We start from the raw sequence: 19,798 nt of genomic DNA, 5'->3' as shown, positions 1-19,798 counted from the left end.
TTATGAAGACACAGAACAAGTCAGACTCAAAATCTAAAGTTCCTAAAGACGGACTTTATCCCGAAATTATACGGAAAAGCTATTTGGGAAGTAAAAAACTTCAAAATAAAAAAGCGGTAATTTCCGGAGGAGACAGTGGAATAGGACAGGCAGTTGCGGTTCATTTTGCGAGAGAAGGAGCCGATGTTGCAGTTATTTATAAAGAAAGTGACAAGGATGCGAAAGAAACACAAAAACTCGTAGAAAAAGAAGGTCGAAAATGTATTTTGCTGAAAGGGGATGTTTCAAAAAAAACTTTCAGAACAGAATGTCTGGAGAAGATCAGAAAAGACTGGAAAACAGTGGATATTCTTGTAAACAATGCGGGAATTCAGTTTCCTAAAAATGATATTGAAAAGATTTCAGACGATCAGATCCGGAAAACCTTTGATACCAATATTGTTTCTATGATTGCTTTCACCAGAGATTTTTTATCATTAATGAAAAAAGGGGGGAGAATTATCTGTACCACATCCGTAACAGCATACCGCGGAAGCGATCATTTAATTGATTATTCAGCTACGAAAGGTGCGATTGCCACTTTCATCCGTTCTCTGGCGGTAAATATTGCTGAAAATGGAATTTTGGTCAACGGCGTTGCTCCGGGTCCAATCTGGACTCCTCTTGTGAAGGAAACTTTCGACGATCTGTCAACTTTTGGAAAGGACAATCCGTTAAAAAGAGCAGGACAGCCATCGGAAGTTGCTCCCGCTTATGTTTTTCTGGCTTCGGAAGATTCAAGTTTTATTACGGGAGAAATTATTCATATTAACGGAGGAGATTTTGTAGGCGGGTAACGTAGTATTTAAAATAACAGCTAGTTTATATATTTTTTATGGAAAAATTACATTTTGATATTCAGATCAATGCTGAACCGGAAAAAGTGTGGAGTGTGCTCTGGGATGATTTTTCTTTCAGACAGTGGACTTCAGCATTTACGGAAGGCTCTTTTTATCAGGGAAACTTAAAAGAAAATGAGATCATTAAATTTCTGGATCCCCAAAACAACGGGATGTTCAGTAAAATTGTTGCATTAATTCCCAATCAGGAAATTAAATTTCTCCATCTCGGTGAGATTTACAATGGAGTAGAAGCACCGCAGAACTGGGGTGAAGCCACGGAAAAATACATTTTGACTGAAGATGAAAATACAACCCATCTTCAGGTCGAAATCCAGACTTCAGAAGAGTTTAAAAGCTTTTTTGAAGAAAAATTTCCTGATGCCTTATCTAATGTAAAGCATTTGTCTGAAAATCAGCTTTAAACTTTAAAAAAATATTATGGAAACTTTATCATATGAAATCATCATCAACGCTTCCAAAGAAAAAGTCTGGGACGTTTTGTGGAATGAAAATACATACAGTGAGTGGACAAAATTTTTTAATCCGAACTCTGCTTCTTTCATGAAATCTGACTGGAAAGTAAACGGGAAAACCTATTTTACAAATGCAGAAGGAGCAGGAACGGTTTCTACAATAGACAGTCTGGAAAAGCCGGATCAGATTGTTTTTAAACATTTGGGAATGCGAGATGAAGCAGGTAACGAAGATACAGAAAGCATGGAGGTGAAACAGTGGAGCGGCTGCTTTGAAAAATATTTTTTAATCGATTTTGATGGCAAAACAAAACTTCATGCCGAAGTACAGACTGAAAAAGATTGGGAAGAGCATATGAATACAGGTTTTACAAAAGGTTTGCAAATTGTAAAAGAACTTGCTGAAAAATAATTATTTTCGATGATTGTCTAATTATTTTAAGTTATATTTACTGGCTATAAAATTACGATTAATCATAGTGTAAATTATCTACTGAAAACAAAAAGACATCTTATGAAATTACTCACCATTCTTTTTACAACATTCGTTTTGTCTTTAGTAGCAACCAAAATTTTTCAGGGCGACTGGAATTTTTTGTTTTCAGGAAATTTGGGAATGGCTGTTTTCATCATATTTACAGGATTTTCTCATTTTAAGTTCCAGAAAGGAATGGCAATGATGATTCCGGATTTTATCCCTGCAAAACTATTTTGGGTTTATTTTACAGGAATTATTGAAGTTGCAGCCGGAATCGGATTGATGATTCCTTCCATTCGTGAACTGACTGCCATTTTATTGATAGTTTTTTACGTTTTGGTATTCATTGCCAATATTAATTCATCCCGAAAAAAGATCAATATTTTTAAAGCGGATTTCACAGGTCCCGGAATGACTTATCTGTATAAAGAAAGAATTCCGATGCAGATTATTTTAATTCTCTGGACTTGGTACTTCGGAATTTATCTGAATTAAAACATATCATTTGAAATAGAAACGGAAGGCTTAGCTTTTCGTTTTTTTTTAAAACATTAGTCATGACCAAATTTTGCTTCACGAATTTCACAATCAGAAAAGAAAATATCTTGGATAATTTGTGTAATTAGCGAAAAAAGTTTGTGTTATTCGTGTTTCAAAATACTGATGAGTAAAACAAAATCTTAATTTCTCAAAAATTATTTTAAATTTATTAAAGTAAAACAAAATTTTCAATCGTCATAGCAATATGGAGATTGTCGAAAAAATAACAATGCCACAGAAGGAGAAGGAAAATATCATCTCACAGACCGTTTCAAAGTACGGAGGAAAGCTGATGTCGTACATTCGTCCGAAAGTGAAAAATACGGAGGATGCGGAGGATATTCTGCAGGAAGTGTGGTATCAGTTCAGTAGTCTTACCAATCTTTCCGAGATTGTGAATGTTGGCGGTTGGCTGTACAGAGTAACGGCAAATAAAATCACGGACAAATACCGCAAGAAGAAAACTGAGAATCTTGAAGATTTCGTGTACGAAGATGAGGACGGCGATTTTTCCATTAAAGATATTCTGCTCATGGATGAAAGCGCAGGTCCCGAAATCAAAATGTTTCAGGATGAGATCTGGAAAAAACTTTTTGAAGCTCTGGATGAACTGCCGGAAAAGCAAAGACTGGTCTACGTGGAAAACGAACTCAATGACAAAACCCTTCAGGAAATTGCGGATGAGCATGGCGAAAACATTAAAACGATAATCAGCCGTAAAAATTACGCCGTAAAACATTTAAGAAACCGATTGAAAAAATTATACGAAGATTTAAACAGTTAGTAAATAAAAAGATATGAATTATAAACATAAAAAAGGCTGGATTTTTCTGATTCTTTGTCCGCCATTGATTTTTTTAGGCGTTACATGGATCGTGATGGCGCTCTGGAATTGCCTTCTCCCTGAAATTTTGGGCGTAAAATCTATTACTTTCTGGCAGGCAATGGGAATTCTTATTCTTAGTAAAATTCTTTTCGGAGGTTTCCATTTCGGAAAAGGGATGAGAGATTTTAAAGAAAAGAAAATGAGAGAAAAAATGATGCATCTTACACCCGAAGAAAGAGAAAAATTCAAAGAAGTTTGGAGAGACCGTTGTTCAGCAGGGTTTTTCAACAGGCACAACAGAACCAACGAATAGTAAAAATTTTAGAAGTAGTAAAGTAAAATGGAAATCTATTCGTCTATATAAAAAAACAAGAAGTAGTAAAATTTAAAATTTTGAAAAATGAAAAATTCAGTATTAAAAGGCGCTTTGGCAGCTTTAGCCGTAGTAGGAGTTGCAGCAGTTGTTAAAAAAGCAGCGCAGAGAAAAAGATTTGTAAAGGGTATTTTTGAGGAATACGGAATCAAAGAAAAATCTCCTTTCGGATTGGCGGATAAAATCAGAGAAATGAACGACGAGCAATATCAGGAGCTGAAAGGTAAGTTTAAAAAAGAATTCGCTTCAAGATGCCGCCACAGAGGTTTCGAAAGAAAAGAAAACGTCGCAGAAGCATAATAAAAGTAACTCAATTGAAATTGTTTAATTCCGGCTCGGGAAGCTTCGCTTCCCGAGCCGGAATTTTTTACATTCTTTGCAATAAGCAAAACGAAGAAACGATCTCGGAAATAGGTTTCGGTTCAGGCGGCAAAGCCGCCTGAACCGAAACCTCAAAAAGATTTAAACAAGCAAGCTTGAGATATTTTGATAAATGTTCTAAAGATAGCGTTCCTACGGAACGCCGAACGTCCTCTTAATATGATTTCTACACAGATAAAACTCCAAAGAGTTTTTAGGAATTTTACTTTATACGACTTTTTGTTTTAAAAGAAAAAAATTAAAAGCATAACACAACATTATTCGGGCTATTTGTGAAATTATTCGTGCCATTTGCGTTTAAAAAAGAAAATAAAATCCTTATTTTTGCATAGCTTAATGAAAGATTACTACTATTTTCTCGGGATTTCTCACGATGCTTCGGAAGAAGACATCAAAAAAGCGTATAGAAAATTATCTTTAAAATATCATCCTGATAAAAATGATAACGATGACTTTTTTGCAGACCGGTTCCGTGAAATTCAGGAAGCTTACGAAACATTGAGCGACAAAAGCAGAAGACATTCTTACGATCAGAATTTAGAAAGTCATCAGAAAAGCTTCAGGTACAATATTCCGCCATCCATCAAGACTTTTACGGCAAACAAAATTCATGCGAAAAAAGGGGAGGAGATCATCATTAATTGGCAGACTCAAAATGCCGATGTGGTGAAAGTGTTACCTTTCGGACTGGCAAAACCTTATGGAGAAAGAGTTTTTAAAATAACAGAATTTAAAGACGGTAAATTCCAGATTTTGCTTCACGCTACGAATTCACTACTGCACAAAACAGCCGTTCAGGGAATTACGATTACCGAAGTTTTCGAAAACAATTCGGAAAAATTTAAAGATAAGGCAGAGGAATTATTTAAGTCACAGCCAAGAACTGTTGCAAATCCTCATGGACAGCCAAAAATCGCGAGAATTATTATCGGGATTGTCTTATTAATTCTGGCGGTCTATTTCCTGTTAAAAAGCTTTAATTAAGCTATTTTCTTTCTTCCCGGGCACTTTTTACATCTTTTTCCCTTTTTAAATTTTTTGCAACATGATTTCTTGTCGCCGCAGTACATTTCTTCGGTATTCATTGAAAAAGCAGGAGCCAATGGAGCTACTTTGAAAGGAATGATCATATTCATGATGCAAATATATTAATTTAGAATAAATCCAGATAATAAATTTGACAAAAAATTAATGATATATATCAAAGAGACTAAAATGATTAGCAATGATAATCAATAAAAAAGGACAAACATCAAATGTCTGTCCTTAAAAGTGACCGCAGAAGGATTCGAACCCTCACTGTCGGAGCCGAAATCCGAAGTTCTATCCATTAAACTATGCAGCCGTATTGAGTCGAAAAGTTTGAGACTAAGAGAGTTTTAAATCTGAATAAATAAACACTCAAACACAAAAAATCTCCCACCCTAAGACTCTAGAAAGTAATCTTCACGCCTCCCAAAATCTGTGCACCCAGAACTTTATAGCCTTTGTAAGTTTGATATTTTGAGCTCAGAAGATTATTTCCAAGCGCGAAAATACTGAAATTTTTGTGAATTTTATACTCTGCCGATAAATTTAAATCTGCATAACCTCCCACTTTATCGTTGGTGTTCTCTGTAGACTGATAGAACATGGGACTTCCAACTCCCTGAATCATAAATGAATTGGTAGTTCTGTCGCTGGCAAAAATCCCTTTAAAACCTAATAATAATTTTTGATCCAACATCGTATATTTTGCTCCGATTGTTGCCGTAACTAAGGGTACATTGTAGATATTTTCGTAATTTTTAAGATCAAACTTAGTAAATTTCACTTCTCCGTCCAACACTAAATTTGCCAGAGGAAAATACTGTAAACTACCTTTGATGTCTCCTACATTTCCGTCATCATACACCGCAGAAAAAGTATTTGCGAAGTTATAGGCAGAACGGTTCAGGGTGAAATTCGTGTCAAAAAGATCATTCGCCTTAAAGAACATAATGTCTCTCATTTTTCCGTACCCTGCGGAAACATCATACTTAAAAGTTTCATCAATATCTCCTCTTAAACCTACATAAAAATGATATTTTGTTTCAGTTGGTCTTAAATACTGGTCAGAAACGATGAAAGGATTCTGCTGCAGTAAATCCGAATACGTATTCAGCTTTAAACCTCCGTCAACTCCTCCGTAAAATTTAAATTCCTGCGCGGCAGCAACCTGAAATTCCGCTTCCGGAAACCAATAGGTTTTATTGTTTTTCATTTGCTCAGCCATCAGATCATTTTGGTTTTTACCATTCAGAAACGCGAACTGAGATCCTAATTTCAGGTAAGAATCCCCTTTTCTGAAAGTAACTTTCGGGCTCAGACTTGTATTGAAAAAGTTGGACGAATTTTTATCTCTGATTGAAAATTCAGTTTTTACCGTTTCCAGACCGACGCCTAAATCAGCATTTAAGCTGATACCTGATTTGCCGATTTCAACCCCATGTTTCGAGAAATTCGCCAAAACGGAAGCCTGATTTTCCTGAGCATCAAAATGATCTTTTAAGAATGAAGATTTTACCCTTACATCATTCAGAATTTCGTTCGAATAAAAATCATAATAACCGTTTACTTTAAACAGATTGACTCTTTGATCCAGATCAACATCATTGCTCGGAGTCAGCGCATAAATTCCGTAATAATTATAGCTGTTCAAACCATATTCCGCATTCAGATTGAATTTTCCTTTATCTCCGTAAGAATTCAGAAAAGCTCCTAAAGTGGTTGAACTTTGCTTAGAATCCCAGTCGTATTCCTTTTTTAAACCCTGTGTTGAGAGAAAATGAGCATCCACTCCAACCTCAATTTTATTTTCCAGCGTTTTCGAAATATTTGCATCGCCCAGAATTTTACCGAAATTTCCCATTCCGAACTGGATGTAGTTGTTTTGCGCCGAACCTTCGAATTTCGGGGTCACATCTGCTCCCTGAATGGTTGACGTTTTAAAATCCGAAACCGCAGGAACATCCGTAATATTGTATTGTACTGGATTCTGAGATTTTTCTTCCGGCGGATAATTTTTAATGGTTTCTACCGAAGTTTTCTTTTTTTCGATCTTCTTTACTTCCGGTTCCCTTTTTTTATTGAGAATCAGTTTTTCTTCTTTGATCTGGGAAAACGCTACCGACGAAACCCCTAAAAATATGATGGATAATAATTGAATTCTTTTATTCATTACTTTTTGTATTAATAATGTACCAATTTATCAATGCAGCAATCTGGCAATGTATAGTTTGATTGGTAAACTGTTACATTGATAAATTGATACATTAAATATATTTTTACTTTTTAATCTGCTTTTTAACTTCCTTCGCTTCTGCAACAATCTCAGGGAAATCCTTGTAGTTCTCAATGATCTGATCACAGGTATAACTTGCCTGATAATTGTCTTTCAGACCAACGTAGTTTTTCGCCATCAGAACAAGCGCTTTTGCTCCCCAATATTCTTCGGAAGCATAATTATTGGCTAATTTAAAGATCGTTTCATTAGAGGATTTAAACGCTTTTCCTTTGTTTTGATAATAAGCTTTCGCGTACAGAGATTCTGCGGCAACCGAGGTGTTTGATGATTTTTCAAGAGAAGCGTAAGCCGACTGTGCGTCTTTGTCTTTTCCTGAATTCATCAGACTTCTTGCCTTAATTACTTTTGCCGTCTCAATAACCGCCGCGGAGTTTTTATTGTTTGCAATCACCGCATCGGCTAATTTTTCAGCCTGAGAGAAGTTTTTTTCATCGGCATAAACTTTCATCAGTTCAACATTGGCGTAATTTTTAATGTTGACGTCTGATGAGTTTTTAATATTTTCAAGATATTTTTTAGCTTCAGCCGTATTCCCTTGATTGACAAAGATTTGTGCTAAACGGGTTTGTGCATCATCCTGATAATCGTTCTGAACATTGGCAACTTCCTGTAAAACCAACAATGCTTTTGTAGTATCTTTGGTCTGATAATAACTTTCACCAAGCTCATATTTTGCCTGATAAAGCCCTTCTCCGGTAGGATTCTGCGTTAAATATTTTTCGTAGTAAGAAATCGCGTTTTTGTAATCTTTTTTCGTGAAATACTGTTTTGCAGTCGATAAATTAATTTCATCAATTTCTGAAGCATCAATATTAACTCCTAAATTTCTTGCGAAAGTTTCGTAACCGGAAACATCTCCGTTCTTTGTAAAGATCGGTTTTGCAGCCTGAACGATTTTTTCAGCATAGGCTGTATTTTTGTACTGTTCGCCAAGCGATCTCAGTTCAGATAAAGCCTTATCACTCTGGTTCTGGTCAATGTAGTTTTGTGCTCTGTAAATCGATGCATTGGCAACCAAATCTTTATCAGATGAAGTTTTAATCACTTTATTAAAGTAATCATTCGAGTTAGTGAAATCGTCCTGTGCTGCGTAAGCTGTCCCGATTTCGTACTGCGCATCGTCATAATAATCAGAATCCGGATATTTGGATAAAAGGTTTTTCAGGTTGGTAATTTTCGCCTGAGTATCACCTTTAAATCCTAAAGCCATTGCTTTCTGATACAGTGTATAATCTGTTGCGTCTTCATTTTTATCATAAATGGCAATCGCTTCGTTCAGGTTATTGTTTGCGTAATTAATATCTGCCAAACGAAGTTCTGCATCATTTTTAAACTCAGGTTTCGGATTTGCTAAATATTGCTTAAAATACGTTTCCGCCTGATCAAATTTTTTAGATTTGAAATAAGCATAGCCTAAATCATAAGGTAATTGTTGTTTTTCAGGGAAATTTTCACCCAGTAATTTTTCATAGCGGGCGATTGCGGAAGGATAATTTCCTTTCTGATAATACACCTGTCCTAACCAATATAAAGCTCTGTTGTTGAATTCTTTATTGATGTTGAATCCTAAACTTCTTAAGAAATAATTTTCCGCTTCATCATAATTTCCTTTGTTGAATTCTTCCGTTCCCAAAAGATAAGAAACTTCCTGATCGATTTTATTGATTTCCGGCGTTGAGCTCTGTAAACGGTCAATCGCGTTCAGCGTTTCCTTATAATTTCCGGAATATAAATAGGATTTCACCAAAAGCGATCTCATTTCCGAAGCATTCGCGCCGTTTTGGTTTTCATTAATATAATTCTGAATTACCGTTGAAGCACTTTCAAACGGATTTCCGATGTCATAGCTTAATTTGGCGTACTGTTCATGCGCAAGCTTTTTCACATTCTTATCATAATTCATCTGATACGCAGAACGGAAAGCCGAAAGTGCTTCCTGTTTTTTACCAACCGCCAGATAAGCATTTCCAAGCTGATAATAAGCATTCTGAGCCAATGCAGAATTGCTGTTCAGTAATTGATTGTAATAAGAAACTGCTTCGTCATATTTTTTAAGCTGAGCCGCTACAAATCCCATCTCATAAAGATCATTTTCAGATGGATTTTGCTGAACGCTCAGATAATCTTTCAAATGTGGGTATGCAGAAGTGTAATCATCTTTCATGAAATAACTTTCACCGATGATCTTGTGAACTTCTGCTTTGTAAGATTCCGAAATATCTTCATTCAGTAAAGCAGTTCCTTCGGAAATCGCTTTATCATAATCTTTGTCATTGTAGTACATCTGAACATAGTAAGGACGCACCAGTTTAGAATATTTCGGCTCTTCTTTAATGGAATCAAAATAACGGAACGCTTTATCATTCTGTCTGTTGGAATAATACAAATGTCCCAACATATAAGCAATATCGCCTCTTTGAGATTGGTCTGCCGTTTTATAAGCTTCTTCCAGTGCATCTGTTGCACCTTTGGAATCGCCCATCATGAATTTGGCATATCCTAATTTCAGAATGTATTGTGTATTTTCCTCTTTTGAAAGCTGATACTGGTTTACTTTTTTCAGAGTTTCCAGAGCTTTGGCGAAATCTTTTTTAGCCAAATAATAATCAGCCAACGGTAAATTTGCCTGTGCAAAATACGCAGAGTTCGGATACTCTTTCATGAAAGCGGTTAATCCTTCTTCCGCATGATTTTTCTGAAGAATAACGCCGATCACATTATCAAAAAACTGCGCAGCCTCTTTTCTTGAACGCGACAAATGCTGATTGTAGAAGTATTGTCTGGCGTATTCGTATTGTGAAGCGTTGTATATTTTGGTCTGATAAAGATTTTCAGCGAGATTGAATCTGTAGTTTTCTTTTTGGGTAAAGTACTGAGACTGTTGCGCATCGGAGATCCCGAAATACATTACAGCAGCCGCTAAAAGTATTTTTTTCGATTTCATTAATTTTAAATTTTAACATGAAGAAGCCTGAAAATCAGGTTCAGATATTTAAAATTACGGGAATTTTTATCCACAATTTATCAACGAAAATATTGAAAAGATATTGTATAAGCAAGCGTTTTAACACATTGTTAGTAACCAAAATTTTTTTTAAGACTTCTTAACTTTTTGATAAGAAAGATTAAGAAAATAAAAATTATTTCGGAGAAATAATTACATTTGCTTTTTTCGAATCAAATATAGAATTGAATGAATCAACTTTTTAGAAGAAAAATCTATTCAGATACAGACACATCTACGAGTTTATTGAGGGTTTTGGGTGTTTGGGACATCGTATTTTTTGGTATTGCCGCCATCATCGGAGCCGGAAGTTTCAGCAGTTTGGGCGAAGCCGTCTTCAGAGGAGGTCCCGGTGTGATCTTACTATATTTGATTTGTGGTTTTGCGTGCGGTTTTACTGCACTTTGCTATGCAGAATTTGCCAGCAGAATTCCGACAGCGGGTTCCGCGTATACTTACGCGTATGCAAGTTTCGGGGAATTAATTGCCTGGATCATCGGTTGGGCGCTGATTATGGAATATTCTTTCGGAAATATCTACGTCGCATTTTCGTGGTCGGATTATTTTACAAGTTTACTGCACCGTTTAGGAATGCATATTCCTGATTATCTTACGTGCAGTTATACCGAAGCTAAGAAAGCTTTTATGAGCGGTTCCGAAAACAAAGAACTTATTAATGCATGGACGAATGCTCCGTTAATAGGAAGTTTAAAATTCATCGTTGATGTTCCGGCTTTGGTCATCAACGGATTGATTACATGGCTGTGTTATGTAGGAGTTAAGGAAAGTAAAAACTTCAATAACGCTTTGGTAATCCTGAAATTAGCGGTGATTGTTTTGGTGATTTTAGTAGGATTTGCTTACATCAATACAGATAATTGGACGCCTTTAAATCCGGAAACTCAGGTTACTTCTTTCATGCCGAATGGTTTTGCAGGCGTAATGAGTGCGGTTTCGGGAGTTTTCTTCGCTTATATCGGGTTTGATGCCTTAAGTGTGCTTTCGGAAGAAACAAAAGATCCTCAGAAAACGCTTCCGAAGGGAATGATTATTTCTCTGGTATTGTGTACATTTATTTATATTGCTTTAACGTTGGTTCTTACCGGAATGGTGGATTACAGAAAATTTGACGGTGTTGGAGATCCGCTTTCCTTTATTTTTGAAAAAGGAAATGCCAATGTTGCATGGATGGAACTTGTCGTTTCGTTTGTAGCCATTGTAGCGATTACAACCGTTCTTTTGGTTTTCCAGATGGGACAGCCGAGAATCTGGTACGCCATGAGCCGTGACGGACTGATGCCGCAGAAATTTCAGGAAGTACATCCCAAATATAAAACACCTTCGTTTGCGACCTTGGTTACAGGGATTGTTGTCGGAATTCCGATTTTATTTACCGATAAATCTTTCATCCTCGATTTTACAAGTATCGGAACTATTTTCGCGTTTGTTTTGGTTTGTGCAGGAGTTTTAATGCTTCCGGCAAAAGAAAAGATCAAAGGAAGATTTCACTTGCCTTACATCAACGGAAAGATTATTTTTCCTCTTATTTTTATTGGCGGATTAGTGGTTTTCTATTTCTGGCAGCCTGATTTTTTCCATAATTTAATGGACTGGAAAGATCCTAAAGAAGGAGAATTCAGAGCTTCTATTTTCTTTTTTATTCTGGTCAACTTACTGCTTTGTGTATTGGCATTTGTTAAAAATCTATCTCTGATTCCGTTAATCGGATTAAGCTCATGTTTATATCTTCTTACCGGAATGAGCCATGACAACTGGTTCTGGTTTGGACTGTGGTTTGCTATAGGTTTAGTAATTTATTTCTGCTACGGATATCGAAACAGCAAACTGGGTAAAGCTTAATTGTATGATGAAATATCTGCTTGTTTTTTCGCTTCTGATATTGGGAGGCTGTAAAAAGACATCTGATCATGAAGGCAATTCCCAAAGAAACCGTACAGAAGTGAAACGGAGTTATAAGGAATGTTTAACAGCAATTCATCAAAAGACAGAAGCAGAGAAAAAGCAGTATTTTTTTAAATTTATCAATAATGATGTTCCTCAATTCTGGGCAAAAACGCCATGGTCTTTTGCAGGAACTTCCAGAGAGCCGAAGAAGGGAAGTATTGCCTGCGGATATTTTGTAACGAATACTTTATCGGATTACGGTTTTGATATCAACAGAACGTATCTTGCGCAGCAGGCTTCTTCTGTAATGATTAAAAAGCTTTGTACAGAGATAAAATATTTCAGCAAAAGACAGGATCTGGAGCATTATATTTTAGGGAAAAATAAAAATCAGGTTTATATTGTTGGACTGGATTTTCATACAGGTTACATTACCCGCGAAAACAGAGACACTTATTTTATTCATTCCAATTACATTAAGAATGAAGGGGTAATAAAGGAACTGACTAAAAATTCACGTGCATTGAATGCTTCTGAAACTTTTATGATTGGAACTTTAAAGTACAAATAATCATGTCTGAAAGAATTAAAACCTTCAAAGAGTTCTATGAGTTTTATCTTACGGAACACAGTAAAACAGGAACCCGCATCTTTCATTTTCTGGGAACCTTGCTTGTCTTTTTCGTCATAGGATATGTTATCAGCTCCGGAAAAGAACGGTTTCTCTGGTACGTCCCGATCTTTGGGTACGGATTTGCATGGTTCAGTCATGCAGTGATTGAAAAAAACAGACCTGCAACCTTCAAATATCCGCTTTGGTCGCTGATCTCAGATTTCAGGCTGTTTTTCGAACTGTTGATCGGGAGACAGAAATTTTGGGGAGTTTCAGATAAAAAAACTGCTGAAAAGTAAATTTTAAGATCATTTCACGGCACAGTAATTGCAACCCTGTCCTAAAATTTTATTTATGAAAAATTTCACAACATTTTTAAAAGTAACGTTTTCGGCAATTTTTGTTATGATTCTTACACAATGTACAACTTCTTCCAACGTTTCTTCTGCGAATGAAAAGACATTTATTGTAGGTCCTGAAACCGCAGACTGCACCGGAGTTGCACCCATGAAATGCCTTCAGGTAAAAGAAAATGCTTCAGATTCATGGACGAATTTTTATACCAATATCGAAGGCTTCACTTATGAACCGGGTTATGAATATGTTTTAAAAGTAAAAACAGAAAAAATAGAAAATCCTCCGGCAGACGGATCTTCCATAAGATACACTTTGGTAAAGCAAATATCTAAAACTAAAAAATAAACAATAAAACCTCCGGAATTTCCGGAGGTTTTGCTTTATCTGCTGTTGTTTGTATTGTGATCGTGATCATTCGGCGGTTTGGGATAATTTCCTTTGGTTGCTTCTCCTACAGTATTGGCGGTAGTCATGGCAACAACCAGATCGTTCAGCATTCCGCTTGCTGCGGTAGGAGAATTGGGCAGTAAAACAAGATTGCTTCTGTTGCTTGCTCCTACAGAATGAAGCGTGTCATAATGCTGTGTAACAACAATAAGAGCAGATGCTTCGTGAGAATTGATATTAACGTTGTTCAGCATTCTTACAGATTCTTCCAGACCTTTTGCAATTTCTCTTCTCTGGTCTGCAATACCTTGTCCCTGCAGTTTTTTGGATTCTGCTTCGGCTTTTGCCACGGCTACAATTCTTATTCTCTGGGCTTCAGATTCGTATTCTGCGGCTGTTTTTTCTCTTTCGGCAGCGTTGATTCTGTTCATGGCGTGTTTTACCTGCTCATCCGGATCGATATCTGTAACCAGAGCTTTGATGATATCATATCCGTAACTCTGCATGGCTTCCTGAAGTTCTGCTTTTACAGCGATGGCAATATCATCTTTTTTTAAGAAAACATCATCCAGTTTTAATTTCGGAACTTCGGCTCTTACGACATCAAAAACATATGATGTAATCTGGTCGTGCGGACTTTCCAGCCTGTAAAAAGCATCGGCAACCTGAGTTCTGATGACCTGAAACTGAACGGAAATCTTCATTTTCACAAAAACATTATCCAGAGTCTTCGTATCAATCATTACATCCAGTTGCTGGATTCTGAGGTTCATCCTTTTTGAGATTCTGTCCAGATAAGGGATTTTAAGCTGCAAACCTGCATGACGGACGGAGTGAAATTTTCCGAGTCGCTCTACAATTGCCGCAGTTTCCTGTTTCACTGTGAAAAAAGAAGCAAATAAGGTTACCAATCCGATAAAAACAATAATTCCTAAATATGTCATAATTTGATTTTTTTATGGGGTGTAAATTTTTTAATTAACTGAAAAACACTTATCTGTGTTTGTTTAAATATATAAAAAATAATTTAAACGTTACGCTATGACAATCAACAGTTGATATGCACAGAGAAAAAAGAAATTTACGGTGAGTTTAGGGCATAAAAAAACTTCAACAATTTTAAATTGAAGAAGTTCCTGATTTTTTAAATCCTGATAGTCGTTTTTGTATAACTAAAAAGCAATTACACCGTCATTCCGATGTCGATTCCTTTAATTTTACGGTAAAGATCGGTTGCGTAATTATCCGTCATTCCTGAAACAAAATCTATTACGCCCAAAACTTTCTGGTAATCGGTTCCATCGTCGTATACAAACTGTTTAGGTAATAGTTTTAACGCTTTTTTGTCGTAAGATTTTCTTTCATCATGTGATTTTAGAATGGAGGGAATAAAATGATCCAGCAATTCGTACATTACATTATAACCTGCATTTTCAATTTCCACCACCGCTTTATGGTTGTAGATTTTTTCTATCGAAAAAGATTCAATATCCTGTAAAGCTTTATTCTCAGATTTATAAATATCAAGAAGACCTTTTTCTAAATTTCCTTCCAGAATGATATTAAAGTTATTTTTATAAAGCTCAATCGATTTGTTGATTAATGCATTGATTACTTTAGCTCTTAAATAAGAAATCTGTTCGTTTTCATTTCCGATGGAATCCAGCTTGTCTTTTACTCTGTTTATATCGTCGGTTTCAGATTTTACCAGTTCAAAAAACAGGTTTTTGCAGTCCGCCGTGGAAACGATTCCCAATCGGTGCGCATCTTCCATGTCGATAATATTGTAACAGATGTCATCCGCAGCTTCAACCAGCCAGACAAAAGGATGTCGTTTAAAAATATAAGGTTCTTCGCTTTCTGAAATTAAATTCGTGCCTTTTGCAATTTCAAGGAAAATATCTTTTTCGTTCTGAAAGAATCCGAACTTTTTGCGGTGAATGATTCCTTTCTTTTTAGCAATGGCTTCACACGGATATTTGGCGATACTTGCCAAAGTAGAAAAGGTAAGTTGAATTCCTCCCGCATCTTTTCCCTGCTGTTGCTGCGCCAGAACCCTTATTGCATTGGCGTTTCCTTCAAAATTCACCAGATCCGCCCATTCTTTTTCATTGAATTTCGGTTTTAGATCAGATTCGTTTCTTTCAAAATAACTCGCAATTGCATCTTCTCCGGAATGCCCGAAAGCAGGATTTCCGACATCGTGACACAGACACGCCGCCGCAATAACGTTGCCTAAATTGTGAAGGTAAAAGTTTTTGGAATCTTCTGTAAGATCATTTTTAAATTCATCATGAATAAACTCACCCATTACACTTCCCAGACTTCTTCCGACAGAAGAAACTTCAAGCGAATGCGTTAAACGGTTGTGTACAAAAACACTTCCCGGAAGCGGAAAAACCTGCGTTTTATTCTGCAGTCTGCGAAAAGCTGAAGAGAAAATAATTCTGTCAAAATCCCTCTGAAAATCCGTTCTTGAAGCCTTTGTATGTGGATTGTTTCCGGTACGCTGATTCGTGAAAATCTGGTTTAAGTTCATCATTTTTCAAAATTACTTCAAATTTTATTTTTTACGAACTAATCGGAAGAATTTTTCTGAAAAATATCGTGTTTCCCGCTTTAGTTTTTCCGTAAAATACCTGTGAAATTTTGCAGATTTTCATCGTAATTTTAAAGGAACTAACTCCAAAAAACTGAAATCATGTCCGAATTTTTTAAACAAATCCTTGGAAGCACGATTGTTACAGGATTTTTCACCGCAGTAATCGCTTATTTCTTTCACAAAAGAACAGAAAAATACAATTCCGTTTTGAAAAGGGAATTTGAAGCGTTATCAAAAAAAGATACGGCTTATTTTGAATGGCGGAAAAATACCGTAGAATTGTTGGGACAGGTTTACATCCATCTGAACCGTTTAAAGCTTGCTTTTCAGAACAAATATTCTAAAATACAGGAATATGACAGATTTTATGAAGATGAAATTATTTTAAAATCCAATCAGCACATCAGAGATCTGCTCATCAGTAACGGTCATGCTTTGCCTCCTGAATTACTGGACGAAGCCACAAAACTGATCGAACATTTCGATGTGTGGTTAACGAAATACAATCAAACAAGAATTTTGGATAAAGATTTTAATTCAAAACAAATTTACGTAGGACCGGATGGTTTCCGTTTCCCTGAAAATGCCGAAAAGCTTTTCAAAGAAAAATATGTTGAAATGTTTAATGAATTGCATAAATAAAAAATTTATCAATATTATTGTTCTAAATTTTAATTGATGAAGAAAATCTTTTTGCTGTTATTTCCAGTCTGTTTGTTTTCTCAGGAAAACTGTTTTGATGACGGGCAAAAACATTACCGATCAGGAATGGGTTTATTAAATAGTACAGATACACTGGAATCTATTCTGTTTAATAATCCTTCACATGTAAAGTTTCAGGAAAACAGAAACAATACGAGTTATGAAAATGATGAAATGTATGGTTTGGGTGACTCACTTTCGCAGGAACTATCTATTAAAAAGCAGGCAGAAAATAAGGAAGGAAAGGAAAAATTTAGTTCTTTTTTTAATAACCAATTTAGCTACATTCAGTTTCAGAAAGATAAAAATTCATTATATGCTGTTGCAAAAAATGAGTTTGGATATTGGCTTTTGGAAATAAAGAATAAAAAATCGAAAGCATATTATATTGGATTCAGTAAGAATACTTATATCAATCGAAATCAAAAAGAAAGATTCATAAAGGATAATAAACTTTATCTGGATGGAAGTTTCCTTACTGTGAAATCAAAAATTCGGTTTGTAGAAATGGAAGCCGTAAAAGATTATCTAACTTTTGAAGTTAATCTTGATGATATAAAAAAAGATTCGGATAACGACGGATACAATGATTTTTTTGAAAAATTAATTTATTTAAATCCACAATCTAAAGATACTGATGGTGATGGAATTTCTGATTTTGAGGATTTAAATCCTCTGCATAAATCTGAAAAAGGTAAATTTATAAGTCTTTACGAAGAAATTATTGATCTGGATGCAAGCATTTATTGCAATTCGGAAAATCATTATTTGTTTGAATTATACGATTCGGATTGTGAATATTTTCAAAAAGTAAATCCTCAGAAAAGAAGAGTTTTGATTCTCTCAAAAACTCAAGCATATCAATTTAACGATGATTACAGAGGCTTATTGGGCACTTTTTATGGCAGAATAAAAAAAGGATTCGATGAACATTTTATATTCCTTATTCTAAAAAATCAAGCGGTGGCAGAATAATTGCAGAATTTAAAAATGAAAAATGGTCTATTTTTGAAGACCTGCAATATAAAATTTAAAATATGCCCGAAGGTCCACCAATTGTTCTGATGAAAGAAGATCTGCAGAAATTTGCAGGCGAAAAAGTAATGGAGGTAAAAGGAAATTCGATTACTGAAACTACAGGAATTAAAGACCATTTTTTACGCGAAATCAAAACCTTCGGAAAGCAGACGTTTTTAATTTTTGATAAAGCAAATATCCGAATTCATTTGCTGATGTTTGGTTCTTACAGCTTGTTTGAAAGAAAAGATCAGGCGCAGAATCTTCGTCTGGGCTTAACGTTTAAGAACGGCGGAATGTATTTCTATACCTGCAATGTAAAAACGGTAAAAGATAAATTTTTAAAAGATATCGATTGGGAAGCCGATGTAATGAGTGATCTGTGGAATCCCGAAAAGGCAGAAGAAAGGCTGAAAGCAAATCCTGAAATGATGGTTTGTGATGCTTTGATGGATCAGGATATTTTTGCGGGAGTAGGGAATATTATTAAAAATGAAGCTTTGTTCAGAGTTGGAGTTCATCCTGAAACTTTTATTAAAAATTTATCTTCAAAAAAATTAAAGGAACTGATTGCAGAAGCCAGAAATTACAGTTTCGATTTTAAGAAATGGAAAAAAGCGAATATTCTGAGAAAACATTTTGAGGTATATCATCAGGAAAAGTGTCCGAAATGTGGTCTTGAAATTGTAAAAAAAGAAACCGGAAAAGGGAAAAGGACGAGTTTTTTCTGTGAAAAAGATCAGAAATTGTATTAGATAACTGAAAAATTCCGGTACAGAATTCTTTATAGAAACAGTACCGGAAAAGGGTTTATTTTCTATTAATCGTAACAAACGATAATCTGCCCGGATTTAAAGCAGCAATTGGGGAATGAACAATAGATATAGCCTGAAGGGCAGCCTCCATTACTGGGTGGAATTGCGTAAGGATATTGTCCGGTACACTGGTCTACAGGAGGTAAAACTTTATCTCCTCCCAAGATTTCATTCAATTCTTTTCTTTTTAATTTTTTCAAATTTTTCATGATGGATTTGGTTTGAATTTTCGACTGTAAGTTTCTCTTAGCAGCATTTAATTAAAACCTAAAATTAAAAAATAATTCTTAATAATATGAATTATTTCAAATCATATACTTGTAAAATCTAATTGTTGTCGATGTACTTAAATTTTTCCAGTTAAAAATCTGAATTTCTTATTATACTCCATGAATTTCTAAACAATATATATTTTCTCTTGAAAAATGACAATGAATTCTTACTAAATTGTTAAAAGCAGCATTGATTTTTCATACCAAAAAACATCTTTTTGTTCTGCTCTAAAAATTTTTATTCAAAAAAAATACTCGAAAATGTGCCTTGTAGAGTTTTTATGCTAACATTTATTAATATTCCGGAGGTTAGATATCAAAAATAAGTGAGATATTATTGTCCCCGAAAATGTTATTATGTATTGCATTTTTTCTTTTTTGGATTATCAACTTTTAAATACAAGCTGTGAAATAATTAACAGATCAATAAATTTTTACACATAAATCAAAAAAAGCCGTATTATTTTTTCATTTTTATATTAATTATTTGTAAACTATTTTTATCATAATCTTAAACAAAAACCGCTTAAAACACTGATATACATCATGATTATTTATTTTGGAACGTTGTTGGAAAGTCGTAATATTGCAAATGTAAAATTGATAATAAATAGTCAAATAATTAAAAATTAAACAAAATGATCACTTACATCGGAATTGCAACATGTTTAGTAGTATTCGCCTCTTATTTTGCAGCAGCAAGAAGAGAAAGAAACTAATTTAGAAAGTTCTGATCTGGAGAAATTCAGTTCCTGAACAAAAAGACGAAATTATATTGTTATATGTTTTCAATCTGCAAAGATTGACTGCTCTTTTACTCAGCGTGAGTAAAAGGGCACAAAAAACA

Annotated in this window: 20 protein-coding genes and 1 tRNA gene; 15 read left to right on the top strand and 6 right to left on the bottom strand. The window is 35.0% G+C overall.

All coding sequences use genetic code 11. The features are described 5' to 3' along the window. Nucleotides 1-2: 2 nt before the first annotated feature. The 8 genes from QWT87_RS05495 to QWT87_RS05460 all read left to right on the top strand — a co-directional run bounded on the left by QWT87_RS05495 (nucleotide 3) and on the right by QWT87_RS05460 (nucleotide 4,936). Complete coding sequence (locus tag QWT87_RS05495; RefSeq protein WP_302714485.1) at nucleotides 3-836, top strand: SDR family oxidoreductase; 834 nt, start codon at nucleotides 3-5, stop codon at nucleotides 834-836. 38 nt (nucleotides 837-874) lie between these two features. Continuing rightward, nucleotides 875-1,303 carry an SRPBCC family protein gene (locus QWT87_RS05490; protein WP_302714483.1) on the top strand — a complete coding sequence of 143 codons (429 nt, stop codon included), beginning with the start codon at nucleotides 875-877 and terminating at the stop codon, nucleotides 1,301-1,303. Between the two features lie 16 nt (nucleotides 1,304-1,319). Further along, nucleotides 1,320-1,766, top strand: a complete 447-nt coding sequence (locus tag QWT87_RS05485) for an SRPBCC family protein (protein ID WP_302714480.1) — start codon at nucleotides 1,320-1,322, stop codon at nucleotides 1,764-1,766. Nucleotides 1,767-1,868: 102 nt separating this feature from the next. Next, nucleotides 1,869-2,327 (top strand): DoxX family protein, encoded by a 459-nt coding sequence (locus QWT87_RS05480; protein WP_116098834.1) that lies wholly within the window; start codon nucleotides 1,869-1,871, stop codon nucleotides 2,325-2,327. Between the two features lie 250 nt (nucleotides 2,328-2,577). Then, entirely contained in the window at nucleotides 2,578-3,156 is a 579-nt protein-coding gene (locus QWT87_RS05475; RefSeq protein ID WP_076394604.1) for an RNA polymerase sigma factor, read from the top strand. A gap of 13 nt (nucleotides 3,157-3,169) precedes the next feature. After that, complete coding sequence (locus QWT87_RS05470; RefSeq protein WP_302714476.1) at nucleotides 3,170-3,511, top strand: hypothetical protein; 342 nt, start codon at nucleotides 3,170-3,172, stop codon at nucleotides 3,509-3,511. A gap of 87 nt (nucleotides 3,512-3,598) precedes the next feature. Next, entirely contained in the window at nucleotides 3,599-3,871 is a 273-nt protein-coding gene (locus QWT87_RS05465; protein WP_214590121.1) for a hypothetical protein, read from the top strand. 417 nt (nucleotides 3,872-4,288) lie between these two features. Further along, nucleotides 4,289-4,936 (top strand): J domain-containing protein, encoded by a 648-nt coding sequence (locus QWT87_RS05460; protein WP_302714472.1) that lies wholly within the window; start codon nucleotides 4,289-4,291, stop codon nucleotides 4,934-4,936. Between the two features lie 289 nt (nucleotides 4,937-5,225). Here QWT87_RS05460 and QWT87_RS05455 read toward each other — a convergent pair. The 3 genes from QWT87_RS05455 to QWT87_RS05445 form a co-directional block, all read right to left on the bottom strand. Continuing rightward, nucleotides 5,226-5,297 (bottom strand) — tRNA-Arg (locus tag QWT87_RS05455). A gap of 87 nt (nucleotides 5,298-5,384) precedes the next feature. Continuing rightward, entirely contained in the window at nucleotides 5,385-7,151 is a 1,767-nt protein-coding gene (locus QWT87_RS05450; protein WP_302714470.1) for a TonB-dependent receptor, read from the bottom strand. A 106-nt stretch (nucleotides 7,152-7,257) separates the two neighbouring features. Then, nucleotides 7,258-10,221, bottom strand: coding sequence for a tetratricopeptide repeat protein (locus tag QWT87_RS05445; protein WP_302714468.1), 2,964 nt, complete (start codon nucleotides 10,219-10,221; stop codon nucleotides 7,258-7,260). A gap of 249 nt (nucleotides 10,222-10,470) precedes the next feature. Between QWT87_RS05445 and QWT87_RS05440 the strand changes: the two genes are divergently transcribed. Genes QWT87_RS05440 through QWT87_RS05425 form a run of 4 tightly spaced genes read left to right on the top strand, consistent with a single transcriptional unit; the run spans nucleotide 10,471 to nucleotide 13,501 of the window. Continuing rightward, on the top strand, nucleotides 10,471-12,141 hold the full coding sequence (locus tag QWT87_RS05440; RefSeq protein ID WP_302714466.1) for an APC family permease: 1,671 nt from the start codon (nucleotides 10,471-10,473) through the stop codon (nucleotides 12,139-12,141). A 4-nt stretch (nucleotides 12,142-12,145) separates the two neighbouring features. Continuing rightward, nucleotides 12,146-12,757, top strand: a complete 612-nt coding sequence (locus QWT87_RS05435; RefSeq protein ID WP_302714464.1) for a hypothetical protein — start codon at nucleotides 12,146-12,148, stop codon at nucleotides 12,755-12,757. A gap of 2 nt (nucleotides 12,758-12,759) precedes the next feature. Beyond that, entirely contained in the window at nucleotides 12,760-13,098 is a 339-nt protein-coding gene (locus QWT87_RS05430) for a DUF962 domain-containing protein (RefSeq protein WP_302714462.1), read from the top strand. 55 nt (nucleotides 13,099-13,153) lie between these two features. Beyond that, nucleotides 13,154-13,501, top strand: coding sequence for a DUF4377 domain-containing protein (locus tag QWT87_RS05425; RefSeq protein ID WP_302714460.1), 348 nt, complete (start codon nucleotides 13,154-13,156; stop codon nucleotides 13,499-13,501). A 35-nt stretch (nucleotides 13,502-13,536) separates the two neighbouring features. On the opposite strand, the gene QWT87_RS05420 is transcribed toward QWT87_RS05425, so the two are convergent. Both QWT87_RS05420 and QWT87_RS05415 read right to left on the bottom strand, forming a co-directional pair. Further along, nucleotides 13,537-14,487 carry an SPFH domain-containing protein gene (locus QWT87_RS05420; RefSeq protein WP_302714458.1) on the bottom strand — a complete coding sequence of 317 codons (951 nt, stop codon included), beginning with the start codon at nucleotides 14,485-14,487 and terminating at the stop codon, nucleotides 13,537-13,539. Between the two features lie 239 nt (nucleotides 14,488-14,726). After that, nucleotides 14,727-16,082 carry a deoxyguanosinetriphosphate triphosphohydrolase gene (locus QWT87_RS05415; RefSeq protein WP_302714644.1) on the bottom strand — a complete coding sequence of 452 codons (1,356 nt, stop codon included), beginning with the start codon at nucleotides 16,080-16,082 and terminating at the stop codon, nucleotides 14,727-14,729. Between the two features lie 162 nt (nucleotides 16,083-16,244). Between QWT87_RS05415 and QWT87_RS05410 the strand changes: the two genes are divergently transcribed. The 3 genes from QWT87_RS05410 (at nucleotide 16,245) to QWT87_RS05400 (ending at nucleotide 18,619) form a co-directional block, all read left to right on the top strand. Then, nucleotides 16,245-16,787 (top strand): hypothetical protein, encoded by a 543-nt coding sequence (locus QWT87_RS05410; RefSeq protein WP_302714456.1) that lies wholly within the window; start codon nucleotides 16,245-16,247, stop codon nucleotides 16,785-16,787. A 36-nt stretch (nucleotides 16,788-16,823) separates the two neighbouring features. Then, complete coding sequence (locus tag QWT87_RS05405; protein WP_302714455.1) at nucleotides 16,824-17,822, top strand: hypothetical protein; 999 nt, start codon at nucleotides 16,824-16,826, stop codon at nucleotides 17,820-17,822. A gap of 62 nt (nucleotides 17,823-17,884) precedes the next feature. Further along, on the top strand, nucleotides 17,885-18,619 hold the full coding sequence (locus QWT87_RS05400) for an endonuclease (RefSeq protein ID WP_302714453.1): 735 nt from the start codon (nucleotides 17,885-17,887) through the stop codon (nucleotides 18,617-18,619). A gap of 65 nt (nucleotides 18,620-18,684) precedes the next feature. On the opposite strand, the gene QWT87_RS05395 is transcribed toward QWT87_RS05400, so the two are convergent. Beyond that, on the bottom strand, nucleotides 18,685-18,888 hold the full coding sequence (locus QWT87_RS05395) for a hypothetical protein (protein WP_302714451.1): 204 nt from the start codon (nucleotides 18,886-18,888) through the stop codon (nucleotides 18,685-18,687). Nucleotides 18,889-19,798: the final 910 nt, after the last annotated feature.

This window comes from Chryseobacterium urinae (assembly GCF_030518295.1).
Taxonomy (GTDB): Bacteria; Bacteroidota; Bacteroidia; order Flavobacteriales; family Weeksellaceae; genus Chryseobacterium; species Chryseobacterium mucoviscidosis.
This window is presented reverse-complemented; position numbering and strand designations above follow the sequence as displayed.

Bases quoted from the DNA above. Each gene is read 5' to 3' on its own strand.
- QWT87_RS05485 (WP_302714480.1), top strand. From the start codon at position 1,320: ATGGAAACTTTATCATATGAAATCATCATCAACGCTTCCAAAGAAAAA.
- QWT87_RS05450 (WP_302714470.1), bottom strand. From the start codon at position 7,151: ATGAATAAAAGAATTCAATTATTATCCATCATATTTTTAGGGGTTTCG.
- QWT87_RS05460 (WP_302714472.1), top strand. From the start codon at position 4,289: ATGAAAGATTACTACTATTTTCTCGGGATTTCTCACGATGCTTCGGAA.
- QWT87_RS05480 (WP_116098834.1), top strand. From the start codon at position 1,869: ATGAAATTACTCACCATTCTTTTTACAACATTCGTTTTGTCTTTAGTA.
- QWT87_RS05405 (WP_302714455.1), top strand. From the start codon at position 16,824: ATGAAGAAAATCTTTTTGCTGTTATTTCCAGTCTGTTTGTTTTCTCAG.
- QWT87_RS05430 (WP_302714462.1), top strand. From the start codon at position 12,760: ATGTCTGAAAGAATTAAAACCTTCAAAGAGTTCTATGAGTTTTATCTT.
- QWT87_RS05440 (WP_302714466.1), top strand. From the start codon at position 10,471: ATGAATCAACTTTTTAGAAGAAAAATCTATTCAGATACAGACACATCT.
- QWT87_RS05415 (WP_302714644.1), bottom strand. From the start codon at position 16,082: ATGAACTTAAACCAGATTTTCACGAATCAGCGTACCGGAAACAATCCA.
- QWT87_RS05435 (WP_302714464.1), top strand. From the start codon at position 12,146: ATGATGAAATATCTGCTTGTTTTTTCGCTTCTGATATTGGGAGGCTGT.
- QWT87_RS05465 (WP_214590121.1), top strand. From the start codon at position 3,599: ATGAAAAATTCAGTATTAAAAGGCGCTTTGGCAGCTTTAGCCGTAGTA.
- QWT87_RS05425 (WP_302714460.1), top strand. From the start codon at position 13,154: ATGAAAAATTTCACAACATTTTTAAAAGTAACGTTTTCGGCAATTTTT.
- QWT87_RS05420 (WP_302714458.1), bottom strand. From the start codon at position 14,487: ATGACATATTTAGGAATTATTGTTTTTATCGGATTGGTAACCTTATTT.
- QWT87_RS05410 (WP_302714456.1), top strand. From the start codon at position 16,245: ATGTCCGAATTTTTTAAACAAATCCTTGGAAGCACGATTGTTACAGGA.
- QWT87_RS05395 (WP_302714451.1), bottom strand. From the start codon at position 18,888: ATGAAAAATTTGAAAAAATTAAAAAGAAAAGAATTGAATGAAATCTTG.
- QWT87_RS05490 (WP_302714483.1), top strand. From the start codon at position 875: ATGGAAAAATTACATTTTGATATTCAGATCAATGCTGAACCGGAAAAA.
- QWT87_RS05445 (WP_302714468.1), bottom strand. From the start codon at position 10,221: ATGAAATCGAAAAAAATACTTTTAGCGGCTGCTGTAATGTATTTCGGG.
- QWT87_RS05475 (WP_076394604.1), top strand. From the start codon at position 2,578: ATGGAGATTGTCGAAAAAATAACAATGCCACAGAAGGAGAAGGAAAAT.
- QWT87_RS05470 (WP_302714476.1), top strand. From the start codon at position 3,170: ATGAATTATAAACATAAAAAAGGCTGGATTTTTCTGATTCTTTGTCCG.
- QWT87_RS05495 (WP_302714485.1), top strand. From the start codon at position 3: ATGAAGACACAGAACAAGTCAGACTCAAAATCTAAAGTTCCTAAAGAC.
- QWT87_RS05400 (WP_302714453.1), top strand. From the start codon at position 17,885: ATGCCCGAAGGTCCACCAATTGTTCTGATGAAAGAAGATCTGCAGAAA.